The organism is Alloprevotella sp. oral taxon 473 str. F0040, assembly GCF_000318095.2.
GTDB lineage: Bacteria > Bacteroidota > Bacteroidia > Bacteroidales > Bacteroidaceae > Alloprevotella.
In genome coordinates this window covers 276,090-292,984 of record NZ_KB290717.1, presented here as the reverse complement: position 1 = coordinate 292,984, position 16,895 = coordinate 276,090, and the positions used below count along the sequence as shown (strand labels likewise).

Annotated in this window: 15 protein-coding genes and 1 pseudogene; 10 read left to right on the top strand and 6 right to left on the bottom strand. The window is 41.0% G+C overall.

The features are described from left to right. Positions 1-17 precede the first annotated feature (17 nt). The 10 genes and pseudogenes from HMPREF9999_RS06840 to HMPREF9999_RS10785 all read left to right on the top strand — a co-directional run bounded on the left by HMPREF9999_RS06840 (position 18) and on the right by HMPREF9999_RS10785 (position 9,968). Positions 18-1,019, top strand: coding sequence for a BatD family protein (locus HMPREF9999_RS06840; RefSeq protein ID WP_009437791.1), 1,002 nt, complete (start codon positions 18-20; stop codon positions 1,017-1,019). A gap of 20 nt (positions 1,020-1,039) precedes the next feature. Then, positions 1,040-2,044, top strand: coding sequence for a vWA domain-containing protein (locus tag HMPREF9999_RS06835; RefSeq protein WP_009437790.1), 1,005 nt, complete (start codon positions 1,040-1,042; stop codon positions 2,042-2,044). Positions 2,045-2,048: 4 nt separating this feature from the next. Beyond that, positions 2,049-3,068: a VWA domain-containing protein gene (locus HMPREF9999_RS06830; protein WP_009437789.1), complete on the top strand. Its 1,020-nt coding sequence runs from the start codon at positions 2,049-2,051 to the stop codon at positions 3,066-3,068. Between the two features lie 38 nt (positions 3,069-3,106). Further along, positions 3,107-3,760, top strand: a complete 654-nt coding sequence (locus HMPREF9999_RS06825; RefSeq protein ID WP_009437788.1) for a tetratricopeptide repeat protein — start codon at positions 3,107-3,109, stop codon at positions 3,758-3,760. 39 nt (positions 3,761-3,799) lie between these two features. After that, positions 3,800-5,599 carry a BatD family protein gene (locus HMPREF9999_RS06820; protein WP_009437787.1) on the top strand — a complete coding sequence of 600 codons (1,800 nt, stop codon included), beginning with the start codon at positions 3,800-3,802 and terminating at the stop codon, positions 5,597-5,599. Then, entirely contained in the window at positions 5,583-6,374 is a 792-nt protein-coding gene (locus tag HMPREF9999_RS06815; RefSeq protein WP_009437786.1) for a tetratricopeptide repeat protein, read from the top strand. Before HMPREF9999_RS06820 ends, HMPREF9999_RS06815 begins: the two co-directional genes overlap by 17 nt. A 106-nt stretch (positions 6,375-6,480) precedes the next feature. After that, complete coding sequence (locus HMPREF9999_RS06810) at positions 6,481-8,724, top strand: inorganic phosphate transporter (RefSeq protein WP_009437785.1); 2,244 nt, start codon at positions 6,481-6,483, stop codon at positions 8,722-8,724. 305 nt (positions 8,725-9,029) lie between these two features. After that, the gene (locus tag HMPREF9999_RS10925; RefSeq protein ID WP_083475836.1) at positions 9,030-9,341 is read left to right on the top strand and encodes a transposase family protein; all 312 of its coding nucleotides are present in this window, start codon (positions 9,030-9,032) and stop codon (positions 9,339-9,341) included. After that, entirely contained in the window at positions 9,277-9,414 is a 138-nt protein-coding gene (locus HMPREF9999_RS10620) for a hypothetical protein (protein WP_198144640.1), read from the top strand. The genes HMPREF9999_RS10925 and HMPREF9999_RS10620 overlap by 65 nt, the downstream gene beginning before the upstream one ends. Next, positions 9,411-9,968 (top strand): annotated as a pseudogene (locus tag HMPREF9999_RS10785) (transposase). The gene HMPREF9999_RS10620 and the pseudogene HMPREF9999_RS10785 overlap by 4 nt, the downstream one beginning before the upstream one ends. 222 nt (positions 9,969-10,190) lie before the next feature. Here the strand turns inward: HMPREF9999_RS10785 and gmk are convergent. From gmk to kdsA, 6 genes are all read right to left on the bottom strand, one after another. Further along, positions 10,191-10,754 (bottom strand): guanylate kinase, encoded by a 564-nt coding sequence (gene gmk, locus HMPREF9999_RS06800; RefSeq protein WP_009437782.1) that lies wholly within the window; start codon positions 10,752-10,754, stop codon positions 10,191-10,193. A 59-nt stretch (positions 10,755-10,813) separates the two neighbouring features. Further along, on the bottom strand, positions 10,814-11,698 hold the full coding sequence (locus HMPREF9999_RS06795) for a YicC/YloC family endoribonuclease (RefSeq protein WP_044063247.1): 885 nt from the start codon (positions 11,696-11,698) through the stop codon (positions 10,814-10,816). An 82-nt stretch (positions 11,699-11,780) separates the two neighbouring features. Then, positions 11,781-13,547, bottom strand: coding sequence for an aspartate--tRNA ligase (gene aspS / locus HMPREF9999_RS06790; protein ID WP_009437780.1), 1,767 nt, complete (start codon positions 13,545-13,547; stop codon positions 11,781-11,783). A 178-nt stretch (positions 13,548-13,725) separates the two neighbouring features. Then, on the bottom strand, positions 13,726-15,000 hold the full coding sequence (locus HMPREF9999_RS09995; RefSeq protein ID WP_009437779.1) for an acyltransferase family protein: 1,275 nt from the start codon (positions 14,998-15,000) through the stop codon (positions 13,726-13,728). Between the two features lie 54 nt (positions 15,001-15,054). Beyond that, positions 15,055-16,005 (bottom strand): SIS domain-containing protein, encoded by a 951-nt coding sequence (locus tag HMPREF9999_RS06780; RefSeq protein ID WP_009437778.1) that lies wholly within the window; start codon positions 16,003-16,005, stop codon positions 15,055-15,057. A gap of 58 nt (positions 16,006-16,063) precedes the next feature. Continuing rightward, positions 16,064-16,816 (bottom strand): 3-deoxy-8-phosphooctulonate synthase, encoded by a 753-nt coding sequence (gene kdsA, locus HMPREF9999_RS06775; RefSeq protein WP_009437777.1) that lies wholly within the window; start codon positions 16,814-16,816, stop codon positions 16,064-16,066. Positions 16,817-16,895: the final 79 nt, after the last annotated feature.

The following is a 16,895-nucleotide window of genomic DNA, read 5'->3' as shown; positions in this document are numbered from 1 at the left end:
TGTCAGCCCAACACGTTATGGTAGAGTCATCACTTGACTCTACTAGCATCCTTGTAGGAGAGCAAGTAAATCTACATGTAATAGTAAGCTGCAAGGCCAATAGCCAAGTAAAGTTTCCTACGCATACTTCAGGTTATGTGATACATGGACTAGAAATTCTTGCTACATTACCCATCGACACAATAATAAAAGAAGATGGAAAGATGTGGCAACTGCAACGCACGTACGTCCTAACATCATTTGACAGTGCGGTTTATAAGATTCCGCAACAAGAAGTTGTCATAAACGGACAATCTTATAAGAGTGCTCATGAAATTGCACTAAAAGTCAATACTATAGAAGTTGATTTCAAGCATCCCGACGATATACGCCCAGCCAAAGCTCCAATTGAGGGAGTTTTTAGTTGGACATTTCATCTTCTAGGATGTTGTGGTATATTATGGCTTCTAACAATAGGATGGATGGGAGTTTTGCGCCAAACTCTTGTTCGTCAGCCGAAGTATAAGATAGTAAAAGTGAAGACACCGCCTCCTCCTCATAATAAAGCGATGGAGGCAATAGAACAACTACGACATCAAGACATACAAAACGCAGAGACACAAAAAGCTTATTTCGTCGAACTCACAGATATTCTGCGCACTTATCTCTACGAACGTTTTGGATTTAATGCCAAAGAAATGACTAGTCACGAAATTGTAACAGAGCTTTCGGGTGTCAACGATGCAATGGCTTTGCGAGAGTTAAGAGGAATACTCCAAACAGCAGACCTTATCAAATTTGCTCGTCACAAAGTCTCTTTGGCTGAAAGTGATCGTGCTCTCCTTCAAGCAGTAGATTATGTGCGCACAACTCAGAGTCAAGAAGCACTTCCCGAATACGAAGAGAAAGTGGTTGACATAGCCGTACGTACTTTAAATCGAAGAAAGAGTTTATTGGTTACTTTACAAATCGTAATTTTGACATTTGCATTGGGAATCTTTGCTTATATCTGTTATCTGATATGGGCTATTCTTCCTTAATTATGTAGTTCTTGCTTAACATGACATTCCTTTATCCTGCTTTTTTCTTCCTCTTATTACTGTGTATTCCACTAGTACTGTGGTATATACTCAGTCGTAGGCATGAAGAACCAGCTTTACGTATAGCTTCGATTGCGCCTTTACGTAATATCTCTTCGAATCTTGCAGCGCTACTAGTTCACTTACCCTTTTTGCTACGTCTTAGTATTTTTGTGCTTGTTGTGTTTATTTTAGCGCGTCCACAAACGAAAATGCCCTTAAGTGAGCGTGAAGTGCAGGGCATAGATATCATGATAGCCATGGATATTTCCCAAAGCATGCTCACAGAAGACCTATCCCCTAATAGAATAGAGGCAGCAAAACAAGTGGCTTACGAATTCATCCAAGGACGCCCTAATGATAATATTGGTTTAACCCTCTTCGGTGGAGAAGCTTTCACCCAATGCCCGATGACAACAGATCATATAGCATTACTTTCTACTTTTAGAGGTGTGAGCTGTGAACTACAAACTAATGGTACTATAGCTCCAGGTACTGCCATTGGTATGGGCCTAACAAATGCTGTGAGTCGCCTCGCAAATAGTAAAGCTCCATCCAAAGTAGTCATACTTCTTACCGATGGTGCCAACAATGCAGGAGATATCTCGCCTCTAACAGCTGCAGAAATCGCAAAGCAGAAAGGAATTCGTGTCTACACCATTGCAGTAGGTAGACAAGGCATGGTACGACAACCTGTTGGTATTTTACCAGATGGAAGTTATTATTACGCCAATGTTAAGAGCGATATGGATCCTGCTACTCTTCGAAGCATAGCAAAGGCTACTGGAGGTCTATATTATGCAGCTGCATCTGAACGTGAATTAAGACGTATATATAAAGATATAGATAAACTAGAGCGTACCAAACTAAAGCAGCACCACTATAATAAGTACTACGAAGCTTTTACTCCCTTTGCTTGGGCTGCTTTTGCCCTCCTTCTATCAGAAATTGTGCTTCGTCTCACTTGGCTTCGCCGAATCCCATGATTGTATGTTTCAATTTGCGCATCCCGAATATTTGTATGCATTATTACTCATCCCCCTTCTAGTTGCACTATTTATATACTCTCAATGGCGTAACTATAAGCGACAAACGCAATGGGGGAGTAAAAATATGTTCTTACGGCTAGTAAATGGATTATCAATCTATCGTGTAATTACTAAGTTCTTCTTACAGCTTATTGCCTTAGCCCTTCTAATTTTTCTGTTAGCTCAGCCTCAATATGGCTTATCTTCTGGAAAACCCATTAAGAAGCAAGGGATAGAAGTAATCTTTGCTTTAGATGTTTCGCAATCAATGTTAGCACAGGATGTTCAGCCTTCTAGATTAGAGCGAAGTAAACTTTTGATATCTACGCTTGCTGAACGCATGCCTAATAATAAGATTGGTCTTAATATCTTTGCAGGTGAGGCATATCCTATTCTCCCTCTTACGAATGATTTAGTTAGTGCTAATTTATTCCTAGATCAAATATCTACTGATATGGTTTCACTTCAAGGTACTAATCTTGGAGCAGCCATTAGATTAGCAGATAAAAGCTTTAGCAATAATAAGAAGGTAGGCAAGGCCATTGTTGTTATAACTGATGGAGAAAACCACGAAGAAGGAGCGGTAGAAGCTGCAAGATTGGCGGCTAACTCAGGGAAACACGTGTTTGTTCTTGGGGTTGGAAGTACCTCTGGAGCTCAAATCCCGACACCTGAAGGTATACTTACAGACAATAGTGGAGCTGTAGTAAAGACAGCTCTCAATGAAGAAGCATGTATTGAACTAGCACAAGCTGGTAAGGGACAGTTTTTTCATGTAGATGGCACTAACTCTGCTCAAGAGCAACTTCAACAAGTATTATCTCAATTACAAGAAGCTGAGTCTTCTTATACTAATAACAGTGCACCTAACGAACTGTTTCCGTGGATTGCTTCTTTACTGTTGATTATACTGCTATTAGAACTGTTTTTTGCCGAACGTCAACAGAACTGGTGGCGTAAGCTCTCCTTTCTTCAAAGATAATTTTAGTTGTTCTACATTATATTGTGGGAGTTAAGAATATGTATAAATACTTTCTTTTCTATCTATTCTTCTTTGCCTCTTCAAGTACCTATGCTCAAAATGCAGAATGGAGACATATACACCAAGGTAATCGTGCATTCGTGAAAGGTGATTATAAGACTGCTGAGTTCGAGTATCGAGCAGCACAGAAACTGAATCCACAAAGTGCACGAGCTGCTTTCAATCTAGGAGATGTATATTTAGCACAAAGAAACATGCAAGCAGCTTTGGAGCAATATCAAGTAGCCGCTAAAGGTGAGTCTAACAAATTCCTCAGAGCTCTATCATATCACAATGTGGGTGTAGCCTATCATTTGAATAAGCAATACGACAAAGCCATAGACTTCTATAAAGAAGCATTACGCAATAATCCTCATGACGAGGATACTCGCTATAATTTAGTACTCTGTCAAAAGCAAAAAAAGGAGGACCAGCAGCAACAAAACCAACAACAGCAACGGAAGTCAAAGCAACAAGAAAAACAGAATAATCAACAACAGTCTCAACAACAGCAGCAAGAGACTAACAGAGAAATGAGTAAAGAAAGCGCCGAGCGCTTGCTAAATCTTGCACAGCAAGCAGAAAAGCAAACACGAGATAAGTTGCAACGTTCTGAACAACCACGGCAAAAGCATCTCAAAAAGAACTGGTAAACCACAAATTTACTCATCTTATTCGATATAAGACATCGTATGATACATAAATTTTTAAGTCTCTTGATTGGTTTTTGTTTTGCATTTTACGGGTTGGCACAAATAACTTTCAGAGTTAAAGCTCCTACAAAGTCCGATATTAATGGACAAATTAGAGTCCAATTTGAACTTAATGGAGCTGAAGGAAGTAATTTTCGTCAACCAGCACTCAACGATTTCGACATACTTGCTGGCCCTAACATTTCCACAGCCAACAGCGTGGTTATCATTAATAATCGGACGCAAACCACTTCTTCAACTGTTTACACTTACATTCTTGCTCCAAAGCGAAATGGTACTCTTCAAATAGGAGGAGCTTCTGTCCATGCCCAAGGAAAAGTTTACCAGACTCGTCCTGTTTCAATTCTGATTTCAGGAAAATCTAGTCTCAATGCTTCAACCCCTACTGCATCCTCTCATTCTACTCACGATATTCAAAATATAGGAACTCATATAGGCCTCAAGGATATCTATTTCACAGCCGAGGTTTCTAAGAAAAAGATATATGAGCAAGAACCTATCATGCTGACTTATCGTTATCATGTCCGAGAAGGTGTGGCTGTTGTCAACATAATGCCAACTGGCAAACCTGAAATGAAAGGTTTTTGGACTCAAGAAGTTGAACTTCCTCGAAATCTAAGCCCAAGAGCTGCACATATAGGAGGTAAACTTTATCGAGTTGGGACGAATCTTCAGTATTTAATTTTCCCACAGCAGTCAGGAACCCTCACTATCCCTGCTCTGGCTTTCCGCACAGATGTAGTACAACGTAATTCATCTATTGATGAAATTGATGCTTTCTTCAACGGCGGTAATAGTGTTAACGTGTCAGTAGAACGATCTACACCTCCTGTAACATTAGAAGTAGTTCCCTTGCCTCAGCCACAACCCACGAATTTCTCGGGTGGGGTAGGACAGTTATCGATAAGCGCATCTTTAACCACTCCCGTCCCTAAAACAAATGATGTAGCCACTTTGAGAGTGGTAGTTCGAGGCACTGGCAACCTCAAACTCGTAAAAGCGCCTACTGTAGTTTTTCCCAAGGGCTTTGACGCCTACGCTCCGAAAATCAATGATAAAGTAAAGATAACGTCTTCAGGAGTAGAAGGTTCTATGGAATTTGATTATACCTTTGTTCCACGCAACATGGGTAAGTTCACAATTCCGTCCATAAGTTTAAACTACTTTGATCCTCAGCTTAAATCATATCTCACAACTTCCAGCAAAGCAATTACACTTGACATCAAGAAGGGAACTAAAGCCTATGCACCTATTAGCTCGGCTAAAACAGAAGACCTCAGAGCAATCGAACAAAGTAACCATAGATTTTCAACTGATGGATTCCTATGGATTGGTAGCTGGAAATATTGGTGTTTGTTAGCTTGTCTCCTATCTTTAAGTGTTTTAGGAAGTCGCTATGCTCAAAAACTTTTGTATCGACATTTAGACTCAGAAGGAAGAAAAGAAAGAAATGCAAGGAAAAGAGCACATCAGCGCTTGCAACAAGTAGAAAAGCTCATTAGTTCTGATCGTAATTCAGAGTTTTATGATGCCTTATCTAACGCTGTTGCTGGTTATTTTGCAGAGAAATTCAAACTAGAAAAGGCTGCGCTAACGCAGCAAATTATTCGTGAACGCTTGGCGGCACATAGAATTGATACTGACATAATAGATGAAGCTTTGGCGTTACTTTCGGAGATAGATTTTGGACAATTTGCACCAACCTCAGAGAATATCCGACAAGATCTTTACCAGCGTTCTAGTCATCTCCTAACATTACTAAATGATTCACTTAGATAGTCTGTTTATGCGTACTAAGTACATTTTCTCCGTCACTGTTTTGTGGTGTTTCTTTATAGTTTTTTGTTGGGCTGAATCTCCTAACAATAAAGGTATCAAAGCTTTTTCTAACGAAAATTATGCAGAAGCTGTCGACCTCTTTTCTACACAAGTTGCAAAAGCCCCATCTGTTGAAGGTTTCTATAATCTAGGTAATGCCCATTATAAACTCAAACAGTATCCCGAAGCTATAATAGCTTATTTACGAGCCTTGAGACTAAACCCTTCTTTTGAAGATGCAGCCTACAACCTACAACTTACACAACAAAAAATAGCTCCAGGACATGCTACTTTATCCAATATGCCCTGGGAGAACCCGTTGACGTTATTACTTGATTGTGGCAGTGTTCAGAAGTGGACCTCTATTTCCTTCATTTGTTTAATTCTAGCTGCTATCTGCTGGAATCTCTTCAGAATACTCTCTCATACAATTATTCAAAGAGTCGCTCTGCTTTCTACCTTTGTCCTCGTTATTTCATTTTTTATCACTAGTCTTGCAGCTATTTGTCAGCGTTATCGTTATTACCATAATAGTTTAGCTGTCATTACCTCTGATCAAGCTCAAACATATGCTTCGCCCATACTGAACTCTAAGAAGGAAATGTTACTTCCTGCTGGAAGCATCGTTAACTTGCAAGATATAGATAATAAAGGATGGGCAAGAGTGCAAACAAGTGATGGTTCCGAAACATGGATTCATTTAGCTCAGCTTGAACAAGTTCGAGACAAAGATTGATTCCATTACTATTTTTTTATTGAAATGTACCTCATATTTTCCGAACATAATGTATCTTTGCGTTGGAAATGAAACCCTTTTCAACTCAATCAACTGTTCTTTTTCTATGGACTCTCTGTATTTGGTAGTACTCGGCTTCCTCTTAATCTTGGCAATATTTGACTTAAGTGTTGGAGTTGCTAACGATGCCGTAAATTTTCTTGCTCCAGCTGCTGGAGCTCGTGCGGCAAAGTTTAAGGTTATTTTGGCTGTGGCTGCTGTAGGCATCTTTATAGGTGCTTCCACTTCTAGTGGAATGATGGACATTGCTCGACATGGCATATTGCAACCTCAGCATTATTCCTTCGCCGATGTCATGTGCGTTTTCTTAGCAGTCAGTGCTACAGATGTAATATTACTTGACATTTTTAATACACTTGGGCTCCCCACATCTACAACCGTGTCGTTGGTCTTTGGGCTATTAGGTGGTTCAACTGCGCTTGCACTTAAGTATATCATTAATGATGGTTTTTCGTATTCGGAACTTATCAACACTGATAAGGCGCTAACTGTAATATTTGGTATATTCCTTTCTGTAGCGATAGCTTTCGTGGTGGGGCTTATTGTGATGTGGTTTACACGTATCATTTTCACTTTCAATTATAAGAAGCATCAACGTTGGAGTATTGCTCTTTATGGAGGCTTCTCAATTACCCTCATATTCTATTTCCTAGTTGCAGTTAGTCTTAAGAATGCGCCTATAGTACAGAATAGTGCATTTGGAACCTTTGTGCATGAGCATCCTGATATGCTAATTCTTTATGCACTTTTAGTTTCAATAGTGCTTGTACAGATACTACATTGGTTAGGTATCAATATCTTCCGAATCATTGTATTGCTTGGCACTTTCTCTTTAGCAATGGCCTTTGCAGGGAATGACTTAGTAAACTTTATAGGTGTTCCATTAGCAGGACTAGAGAGCTATCTAGATTTTAGTCAGGCAGGTGAGGGAGTTGCAGCAACAGCCCATAAAATGGGTGTCCTTGCTGGTGAGTCCAGTTTGCCTTATGTTCAACTATTCCTCATTGGAGCAGGTATTATCATGACCGTGGCTATTTGGACGTCTAAGAAAGCTCAGCAAGTAGTTCAACGAACCATTGATTTGTCTAGCCAAAGTGAGAATGAGGAAGTATTTTCTTCCTCAAAGGTTGCAAGAAGAACAGTAAGAAATGTTCTAAATTTCAATGCATATGTAAGTAAGCATGTACCAGCCTCAGTTGCAAACTGGGTAAATCAACGCTTTAGCAAAGATGATGCACCAGAAGAAACCGCTGCGTTTGATTTAGTTCGTGCCAGTGTCAATCTTGTGCTAGCTGGTTTATTGATTATTGTCGGTACAACTTTCAAACTACCACTTTCAACTACCTACGTAGCCTTCATGATTGCGATGGGGTCATCTCTTGCTGATCGAGCTTGGGGACGTGAAACTGCAGTTTATCGCATCACAGGGGTAATGACTGTAATAGGTGGTTGGTTTATCACAGCTGGTGCAGCCTTTATGATGGCTTTCCTTATAGCAACCCTCAATAACATAGGTGGTTTTTTTGCAATGGTGGGTGTCATTGGCATCATTATTTTTACCATGATTGCCAACAACAGACGCTTCAAGAAGAAACAGGAGCAAGCAGAAAATGTAGATACATTATTCCGTCAGATGATGAGTACTCGTGACAAGCACGAAACTTGGACATTGCTCCTTCAGCATTGCCAGCTAACGGAGGTACACCTCATCAAAGCATCTCGTGAAATATTTGAAGGAGTAGCTCAAGGACTGATGAATGATAATATTCGCTATCTTCGTTCTTCAGAATCATTACTCAAGGATGAACGAGAAATGTGGAAACGCTATCGTCGCAAGGAAATCATAGGAATGCGCAAGATAGATCGTTTGCAAGCGATAGAAAAGGATACTTGGTTCTATCTAGGCATAAATAGTATCTCTCAAATCCTTTATGGCTTAAAGCGTATGCTGGAGCCTATTCTAGAGCATGTAGACAACAACTTTAATCCACTGCCTGATGACTATGTTCAAGAGTATGCACCTATAGTAGAGCGTACATCAAAGTTCTTAACTGCGATTCAAACCTCTATTGACCAAAATGATTTTAGCAATAGTGATGAAGTTCTAGTCGAAGGTAGCATGTTAAAGAACGAAGTGTCAGCAGTACGCCATTCTCTCCAAGAACGCATACAACGTGATGAAAGTAATCTCAACGTAGCCCTACTTTATCTCAGTGCACTTCAAGAAACCCAAGAGATAATATCTAATGCGCGCCATCTTCTGCGGGCAGCAAAACGCTTTAGTAGCTAAATAGTACAAACGAACCAAAGTTATCCTTTTTCCATAATCCCTTGACTTTTTCGAAATTCAAGGGATTATCTTTATTATCAGGTATTAATAGTCTTTTTGTGTGTAAACTCCAAAGTTCTTATTTTTGTAGTGATAGAAAGAAACAAACAAGAACAATGGAGCTTACGAATTCACAAACATCGGAATTATTTGGTTCATCCGAGATTAAAAGTGATGTTCTTTAAACAGATGAAAACTGCCGAACTAATTTTACATTTGAATTATCTCCAACAAATGTACCATTATGAAGAGCTGTTTTCCATATTATGCTTGGGTATTGTATCACCACGAGTGCCTCCGTGAGGAATACAAAGGTAATACAATGTATCTTTCATATTGAAAATAAACGAGCACTGAAATGCAGGCCTAAGCGCGGTAATCCCCATTTGGTCAAGTATGGTTTTCGCATTCGTGACTTTGTTGATCTTCCGATTGGCGGTAAAAAAGTAATTCTGCGTATGAAGGTCCGCCGTTACAAGTGTAAGTGTGCGGATTGTGCTATGATTGCCAGGAATGGATACCTTTTGCCACCGGCAGTCACAGTTTTACACTCGTCGCTTTGCAATGTATGTGGTTGACCTCAAGAGCGGTCGAATTCTCTACGTAGGTCAGGGCAAGGCAGCCGATGCTTTGGCTCGATTTTGGAAATGAGACAAAAAAAGATTGACATCAGGTATATTGCCACTGATCTCTCTTCCGCTTTCATCTCTTCAGTACACAAAAATTGCCCGAATGCGGTGCATGTCTTCGACCATCTCCATGTGGTCAAACTGATGAATGAGAAGTTGGACGATATACGCAAAAAGGACATCAACAAGCGCAAGGTCTTGAAGGGGACGCGTAAGCTGCTGCTACGCAATGGAGCTGACATCTTCGATAAGGAGTATCAAACAAGCCTTGATAAGGCTTTGGATATGAACAAACCTCTCTCACAGGCATACTATCTCAAAGAGCAACTCAGAGAGATATGAATACAGTACAATAAGTAAGAAGCCGAAAAGGGCATGCTCGATTGGGTAAAACAGGCGCGAGAGAGCAAAGTGCCACAGCTGATGAAAATAGCCGTCACAATTATGGCTTACATAACCAGTATTCTGGTATAGTATGACTGTCCCACATCGACAGGAATAGTAGAGGGGATAAACAACAAGATAAAGGTCAATAAGAGAGTTGCTTATGGTTTTAGAGACGAAAGGTACTTTTGAATTAAGGTTATATGCCCTGCATGATTGCAGCATCACTCCAAATGTCGGATGAGCCTCTTATATTGCTGTCCGATAAAAGTTTTTCTAATGATGAAAATAAGGCTGAAACCCTCTTACTGAATTTCAGCCTCTTTTGTTACTTTGCTTGTTCCTATACTAACGCTGGTAACATGAGCTAAAGTACATATTTTACGGGACAGCAATAAATCTAATAAAATCTGTTCAGACTTTGATAAAATCATTGACAACCTTGTAGATTTCTTCCTTTGCTGTTTCTAGATTGTCGTTGATGATGATTGTGTCAAACTGTGAAGCAAAGCTCATTTCATATTCTGCTTTGTCTAGTCGCATTTGAATAGCCTCAGGAGTTTCTGTGCCTCGATGCTCCAATCGTTTTTGTAATGCCTCAACAGAAGGAGGCTGGATGAATACTGCTAGGCAGCGCTCACCATAGTGGCGTTTGATGTTTAGCCCCCCTTTAACATCAATGTCACAGATTACGTTTTCTCCAGCAGCAAGCTGACTTTCTACTTGTGAAGTTAGAGTACCATAGTAGCGATCTCTATAGACTTCTTCATACTCTAAGAAGTCTCCAGCTTCAATGTGGGAGCGAAACTCTTCTGGAGATAGAAAGAAGTATTCGACACCATGTTGCTCTTGTCCACGGGGGGGACGACTTGTGGCACTAATGGAAAAATGGAGATTGAGTCCTTGTTCAATGAGGTGTTGCACTAGTGTGCTTTTACCCGAGCCAGAGGGAGCAGAGAAAACAATAACTTTAGTCATAGGAATGTGTAAGAAAAGAGTCGTAAAGCGTTGATGGGAGTAATAACATTGAACATACATTAAAGCACATTGAGCACTTGTTCTTTAATCTGTTCTAGTTCGTCCTTCATTTTCACTACGATATTTTGCATCTCTGCTTGGTTACTTTTCGAACCAGTCGTATTTATTTCTCGTCCCATCTCTTGAGCAATGAAACCTAACTTTTTACCTTGTCCGTGTGGTCCTGAGAGTGTTTCACGGAAATAGTTGAGGTGGTTGGTCAATCGTTGTTTTTCTTCATTGATATCTAGCTTCTCAATGTAATAAATAAGCTCTTGCTCGAGACGGCTCTTATCGATGTCTAGACTAGGAAGCTCAGCAATGCGCTCCTCGAGTCTTGTGCGAATCTTTTCGACGCGACTTTTTTCGAAAGGCTCAATGCTCTTCATCAAGGCTTCAATGCTATCAATGTTGTTGAGGAACTTTTGAGCAAGGGCTTCTCCTTCTTGGCGACGGAAGTCCTTGAGTTGATTGATGGCTTGCGAAAGGGCGGTGGCTACAGTAGACCATTCTTCCTCGGATACAGTTTCGAGTGATGCAACTTGTGTAAGTTCGGGAAGGCGCACTAAAACTTTCCACAGCTCTGAGGGATTGGGCATAGCCAAACCAGGAGTTTCGATACTGATTCTCTGCATTTGCTGCAGATAGGAAGCCACTGCCGAAGGATTTATGGTTAATCCAGCTTGTTCTGTTCCTTTTTCGCACCAAATGGTTAATTCCACCTTTCCTCGCTCCAATTCTGCTGCCGCAAATTTGCGAATATCCATTTCCTTTTCTCGATAGATGGAGGGAATGCGCGTGCTCAAGTCCAGGTTTTTGCTGTTGAGCGATTTGACTTCTATGTGGATTTTTTTTCCGTTGTAAGTGGCTTCAGCTTTGCCGTAGCCTGTCATGGAGTAAATCATGGGAGAATATATAAGAAATAAGCACCTCGACGCACGCGCCGAGGTGCTATTATATTACGTATTATGGACTATTGTGAAGAACTTACGCTTGGAGAGGACGAAGGTCAAGCATAAGTTCGTCCAATTGCTTTTGATCCACCATAGATGGAGCATCAAGCATGACATCACGACCAGAGTTGTTCTTAGGGAATGCGATGCAGTCGCGAATACTGTCGAGACCAGCAAACAAACTTACGAAGCGGTCGAGACCATACGCCAAACCACCATGAGGAGGTGCGCCGTATTTGAATGCGTTCATCAAGAAACCAAATTGCTCTTGAGCTTTTTCTGGTGTGAAACCAAGCACTTTGAAAATCTTAGCTTGGAGAACCGCATCGTGGATACGAATAGAACCACCCCCAACTTCGACACCATTACATACCATGTCGTAAGCATCAGCAAGAACTTCTGCAGGATTGGTGTCCAATTTGTCGATGTCTGATGGTTTGGGTGAGGTAAATGGGTGGTGCATTGCCATCAAGCGGTCTTCCTCTTCGCTGTATTCGAACATGGGGAAGTCTACAACCCACAAGAGAGCAAACTTGTTTTTGTCTCTCAAGCCCAAGCGTTCACCCATCAGGAGGCGAAGTTCGCAAAGTTGCTTGCGAGTCTTATTGACATCATCACCACTAAGTATAAGAAGGAGGTCACCTGGTTTGGCGCCCATAGCATCACGGAGTTGTTGGAGAACATCTTGTGAATAGAACTTGTCTACAGAGCTCTTTACACTTCCATCTTCTGCAACACGAGCATAAACTAAGCCCTTTGCACCTACTTGTTGAGACTTCACGAAGTTGGTCAATTCGTCAATCTGTTTGCGTGTGTAGGATGCACATCCTTCTGCACAAATACCTCCGATATAGGCTGCATCATTAAAGACCGCAAAGTCAGCTTTATCTTTGAGCACTTCCATTAATTCAACAAATTCCATACCGAAGCGCATGTCTGGTTTGTCGCTACCGAAGCGGCGCATGGCTTCATGCCAAGATAGGCGAAGGAATGGAGCATCACCAAGATCATAGTTGCGTACTTTCTTGAAAAGATATTTGGTCAGTCCCTCAAAAGTATTGATGATATCGTCTTGCTCAACGTAAGACATCTCGCAGTCTATCTGAGTAAATTCTGGTTGTCTGTCTGCGCGAAGGTCTTCGTCGCGGAAGCACTTAACTATTTGGAAATATCTGTCCATACCAGCAACCATCAGAAGTTGCTTTAAGGTTTGAGGACTTTGAGGAAGTGCATAGAATTGGCCAGGGTTCATGCGAGAAGGTACGATGAAGTCGCGAGCACCTTCTGGTGTGGAACCTACAAGAATGGGAGTTTCAATTTCAAGAAAGTCTAGGTTATCGAGATATTCTCGTACAGCCAAGCAGAACTTGTGGCGTAGTTCTAGGTTTGCACGAACATTAGCACGACGCAAGTCAAGATAGCGATACTTCATGCGCAGATCGTCACCTCCATCTGTATTCTCTTCTATGGTAAAGGGAGGAACTTCACTAGTATTAAGAACGTTAAGAGTAGATACGATTATCTCAATGTCTCCCGTTGGTATTTTATCATTCTTGGCGTATCGCTCGTTTACTGTACCTTCTATTTGGATCACAAACTCACGACCAAGTTTGTTGGCACGGGCGCAGAGTTCTGCATTGGTTTCTTCATTGAAGACGAGTTGAGTGATGCCATATCGGTCGCGGAGATCGACAAATGTCATTCCACCCATTTTGCGTGTACGTTGCACCCATCCAGCGAGGGTTACGGTTTGGCCAACTTCGCTGATGCGTAGTTCGCCACAGTTGTGAGTTCTATACATTGTAGGCTGTAATTTATTACATTCTTATAAGCTGACGGATTTATGCAGGACTTTATGCTGAATAAAAAAGTAATTTACCAGTGTCCACAATAATCTGTCTATACGATAATGCAAAAGTATCAAATTTCTAATGAAACACAAAGTTGTGTTTGATGAAATCTTTATTGAAGTAGCTTGTTTAGTCTTCCTCCGTGCTAGAGGCTTCAAGTATACCTTTAACTAAAGCAACGAGCGATTTTACCACCCGAACAAAGAAAGCTATAATCGATTGGCCTAAAGAAATTAGACCTCTATATATTATGTAACCTGACTTTATAAACAGGCGAAGCCAGTCCTTTGGGTTAGTAACATCAAATGTATTCTGCTCAGTTAGTTTTTTCCAGCCCCAAAGAGGTAGGATAGGCAGACTTATTCCGAAAAGAGTGTAGATAATCCAAAAGGCATCTCCTTGTTCATATTGTACCACGGGGTGGCCGCCAATCATTTCCCAATCAAGATCATAAAGACTAACTTTAATTATACTAGCAAATTTGAAAGCGAGTAAGTGAAATACAAAAATATAAAGAGTATTGTTTCCTATGAACAGGATCCACTGGATGTATTTCTTTGGAATTAATATTATAAACTGCGATAGACTACGTAACCAGACAAAGGCAGCAGCTCCAGCAAGAGTAAGGATGGGGACAGAAAGAATACTACCAGGCTTTGCTGCCATAGAAACGGGGTAGAATATGGTGATTGCAACTAAAATCAGAGAGCTCATAGTTAGCATTACGATGGGATTACGCCATATTGCTACCTCAGAAGACTCATCTGCACGTCTCAACAGAAAACCGACACCCATGAGTACAATGCCCATTAGTTCTCTATAGCCTCCTTGTGCAACCCCTGTGATGTGTAAACCCATTCCTGCTTGCCATAGTGCGAGTAGAAAGCTTATTGCTACTACACAGGTAACTTGTAGGGTTGACGTTTTTAGCCATCTTAGCCAGCGGCATATTTTGAGTAAGAAAATAAATGCTATGTTAGCTAGAAGTAGTGCTCGGAAAAACCAGAAAGCTCCCGCAATAAAGGGATCATAGCCTGACATGTTGAAGAACATACTCCAAAGATGTTGAGCTATTTGAGACCAGTTGTAGGGATGTGTTACACCTCCAAGAGCGTTTCCATATGATTCAGAAAGAAAACCGATTTCAAAAAAACTATTATGGAGTATGAGAAAGACCGTGCCCCAGAGGATAAACGGAATGTATAGTCTCTTTCCTCGACGAACGATAAAATCCGTGGTGTTATCAAGATTCTCTAAGTTGAAAAAATACCCTGATAGCACGAAGAATGCTGGCACACCAACCATGTATGCAAAGCTAGACAAAAAAGTCGGGGCAGCAGAATGAGCAATAACCACAAGCATAATGGCAATTGCTTTGAAAATAGTAAAGGAAAGATTGTGCATGCCTTTGGGTATAAAAGTTATTAAGAAAAAAGCAAAAGTAGCTAGACTTATGAACTACATCATAGTGCAGAATGAGTCTACGATACCAAGCAGGTTTCCTTGATCATTAACTACAAGTACAGAATGAATCTTGTGTTGCTTCATCATTTCGTCAATCTTTACGACTTTAGTGTCTGGACTAACACACTTAGGGTTTGAAGTCATAACTTCCGCAACTGTGTGCTGGAAGAAGTTGTCTCCAAATCGTTCCATAGCACGACGAATGTCTCCGTCGGTTACTATACCAACGATATTGTTTTGTTCTATGGCTACACATAGGCCCAAACGGCCACTAGTCATGTGCATCAATGCTTCTCCCATAAGTGTCGTAGGAGCTATGGTAGGAAGGTTGTCAGTGTGCATAACATCTTTAGCACATGTGAGCAAACGGCGTCCAAGTGCACCACCTGGATGAAATTGTGCAAAGTCGCTTGCTTTAAAATCACGTGCTACGATCAGTGCACAAGCTAAAGCATCTCCCAAAGCAAGTGTAACTGTAGTGCTGGTGGTCGGTGCTAATCCCATGGGACAGGCCTCTTTCTTTACGCTAATGTTTAGATGAACGGAACTGTATTGCGCTAATAGAGATTTTTCGTTCCCGCTCATTCCTATAACTGGAATCTGCCTTGCAAGAAGATAGGGAAAGAAACGTAATAATTCGTCGGTTTCTCCCGAATTTGAAATGGCCAAAACTAAGTCTTCAGTGCCAATTACCCCAAGGTCGCCATGGAAAGCATCAAGTGGGTTAATGAAAAAGCTTGGGGTGCCAGTAGAGGATAATGTTGCTGCAATTTTTGCTCCGATGTGGCCACTTTTACCTACACCTGTGACGATTACTTTGCCTGGGCATTGTAATATAAGTTCTACAGCATGTTGAAAGTCAGCACCAATAGTTGGAATTAAATCAATAAGTGCCTGAGATTCATCTCGTAGACATTGAATGGCTGTATCTATTATAGAAGACATAATCTAAAGTTAGGAGCGAAAGAATCAGGAGAAATATAGATGATAGGCATCACTATGTTTAGAGTAAGTCTGTAATGAGTGATTCTAAATCATCAAGAAATAGCATGTTAGGGCCATCTGATAGAGCTATTTCTGGATTTGGATGTGTCTCTATGAAATAGCCTTGAGCACCAAAGGCTTTAGCAGCCTTGGCCATAGCAGGAACAAATTGTCTGTCACCAGAAGTCGTGCCATTTCCCGCGCCAGGGCGTTGTACAGAATGAGTGCAATCCATGATGACTCTATCTGCCCATTGCTTCATAATAGGCAGGTTTCTAAAGTCTACAACTAAGTTGTTATAACCAAAAGTTGTGCCGCGCTCTGTAAGCCAAACTTCTTTGGCACCAGCTTCACGGCATTTTTCTACAGGAAATTGCATATCATCTCCAGAAAGAAATTGAGCTTTTTTCACATTTACAACTCGTCCTGTCTGTGCGGCTGCAACTAACAGGTCCGTCTGTCTACAAAGAAAAGCTGGTATTTGAAGTACATCTACTACTTCTCCCACAGCACTTGCTTGATAACTTTCGTGTATGTCTGTTGTTAAGGGAAGGCTATAGCGCGTTTTTATATCAGCCAGCATTTGCAATCCCTTTTCAAGCCCAGGCCCTCGATAGGAACTGAGTGATGTTCGATTGGCCTTATCAAAGGAAGCCTTAAAGTAGACCTCTGTCTGGAATTTTTCACGAATAGCAACCAGACGTCGTGCAACAACATCTAAGAGTTCATCGTTTTCTATAACACAAGGACCAGCAAGAAAGATTGGAGCCATAATATGCTATGCTTAAGTGTGGGATTATATTGTACTGCAAAAGTACAAAAAAACTCGATATAATGGGGAGTTCGCCGCT

What these genes read in the sequence shown, in the direction of transcription:
- HMPREF9999_RS06815 (WP_009437786.1), top strand. Translation starts at nt 5,583, where the DNA reads ATGATTCACTTAGATAGTCTGTTTATGCGTACTAAGTACATTTTCTCC.
- HMPREF9999_RS06835 (WP_009437790.1), top strand. Translation starts at nt 1,040, where the DNA reads ATGACATTCCTTTATCCTGCTTTTTTCTTCCTCTTATTACTGTGTATT.
- HMPREF9999_RS06780 (WP_009437778.1), bottom strand. Translation starts at nt 16,005, where the DNA reads ATGTCTTCTATAATAGATACAGCCATTCAATGTCTACGAGATGAATCT.
- HMPREF9999_RS06810 (WP_009437785.1), top strand. Translation starts at nt 6,481, where the DNA reads ATGGACTCTCTGTATTTGGTAGTACTCGGCTTCCTCTTAATCTTGGCA.
- kdsA (WP_009437777.1), bottom strand. Translation starts at nt 16,816, where the DNA reads ATGGCTCCAATCTTTCTTGCTGGTCCTTGTGTTATAGAAAACGATGAA.
- HMPREF9999_RS06825 (WP_009437788.1), top strand. Translation starts at nt 3,107, where the DNA reads ATGTATAAATACTTTCTTTTCTATCTATTCTTCTTTGCCTCTTCAAGT.
- HMPREF9999_RS09995 (WP_009437779.1), bottom strand. Translation starts at nt 15,000, where the DNA reads ATGCACAATCTTTCCTTTACTATTTTCAAAGCAATTGCCATTATGCTT.
- HMPREF9999_RS06830 (WP_009437789.1), top strand. Translation starts at nt 2,049, where the DNA reads ATGTTTCAATTTGCGCATCCCGAATATTTGTATGCATTATTACTCATC.
- HMPREF9999_RS06840 (WP_009437791.1), top strand. Translation starts at nt 18, where the DNA reads ATGGTAGAGTCATCACTTGACTCTACTAGCATCCTTGTAGGAGAGCAA.
- HMPREF9999_RS06820 (WP_009437787.1), top strand. Translation starts at nt 3,800, where the DNA reads ATGATACATAAATTTTTAAGTCTCTTGATTGGTTTTTGTTTTGCATTT.
- gmk (WP_009437782.1), bottom strand. Translation starts at nt 10,754, where the DNA reads ATGACTAAAGTTATTGTTTTCTCTGCTCCCTCTGGCTCGGGTAAAAGC.
- aspS (WP_009437780.1), bottom strand. Translation starts at nt 13,547, where the DNA reads ATGTATAGAACTCACAACTGTGGCGAACTACGCATCAGCGAAGTTGGC.
- HMPREF9999_RS10925 (WP_083475836.1), top strand. Translation starts at nt 9,030, where the DNA reads ATGCTTGGGTATTGTATCACCACGAGTGCCTCCGTGAGGAATACAAAG.
- HMPREF9999_RS10620 (WP_198144640.1), top strand. Translation starts at nt 9,277, where the DNA reads ATGGATACCTTTTGCCACCGGCAGTCACAGTTTTACACTCGTCGCTTT.
- HMPREF9999_RS06795 (WP_044063247.1), bottom strand. Translation starts at nt 11,698, where the DNA reads ATGATTTACTCCATGACAGGCTACGGCAAAGCTGAAGCCACTTACAAC.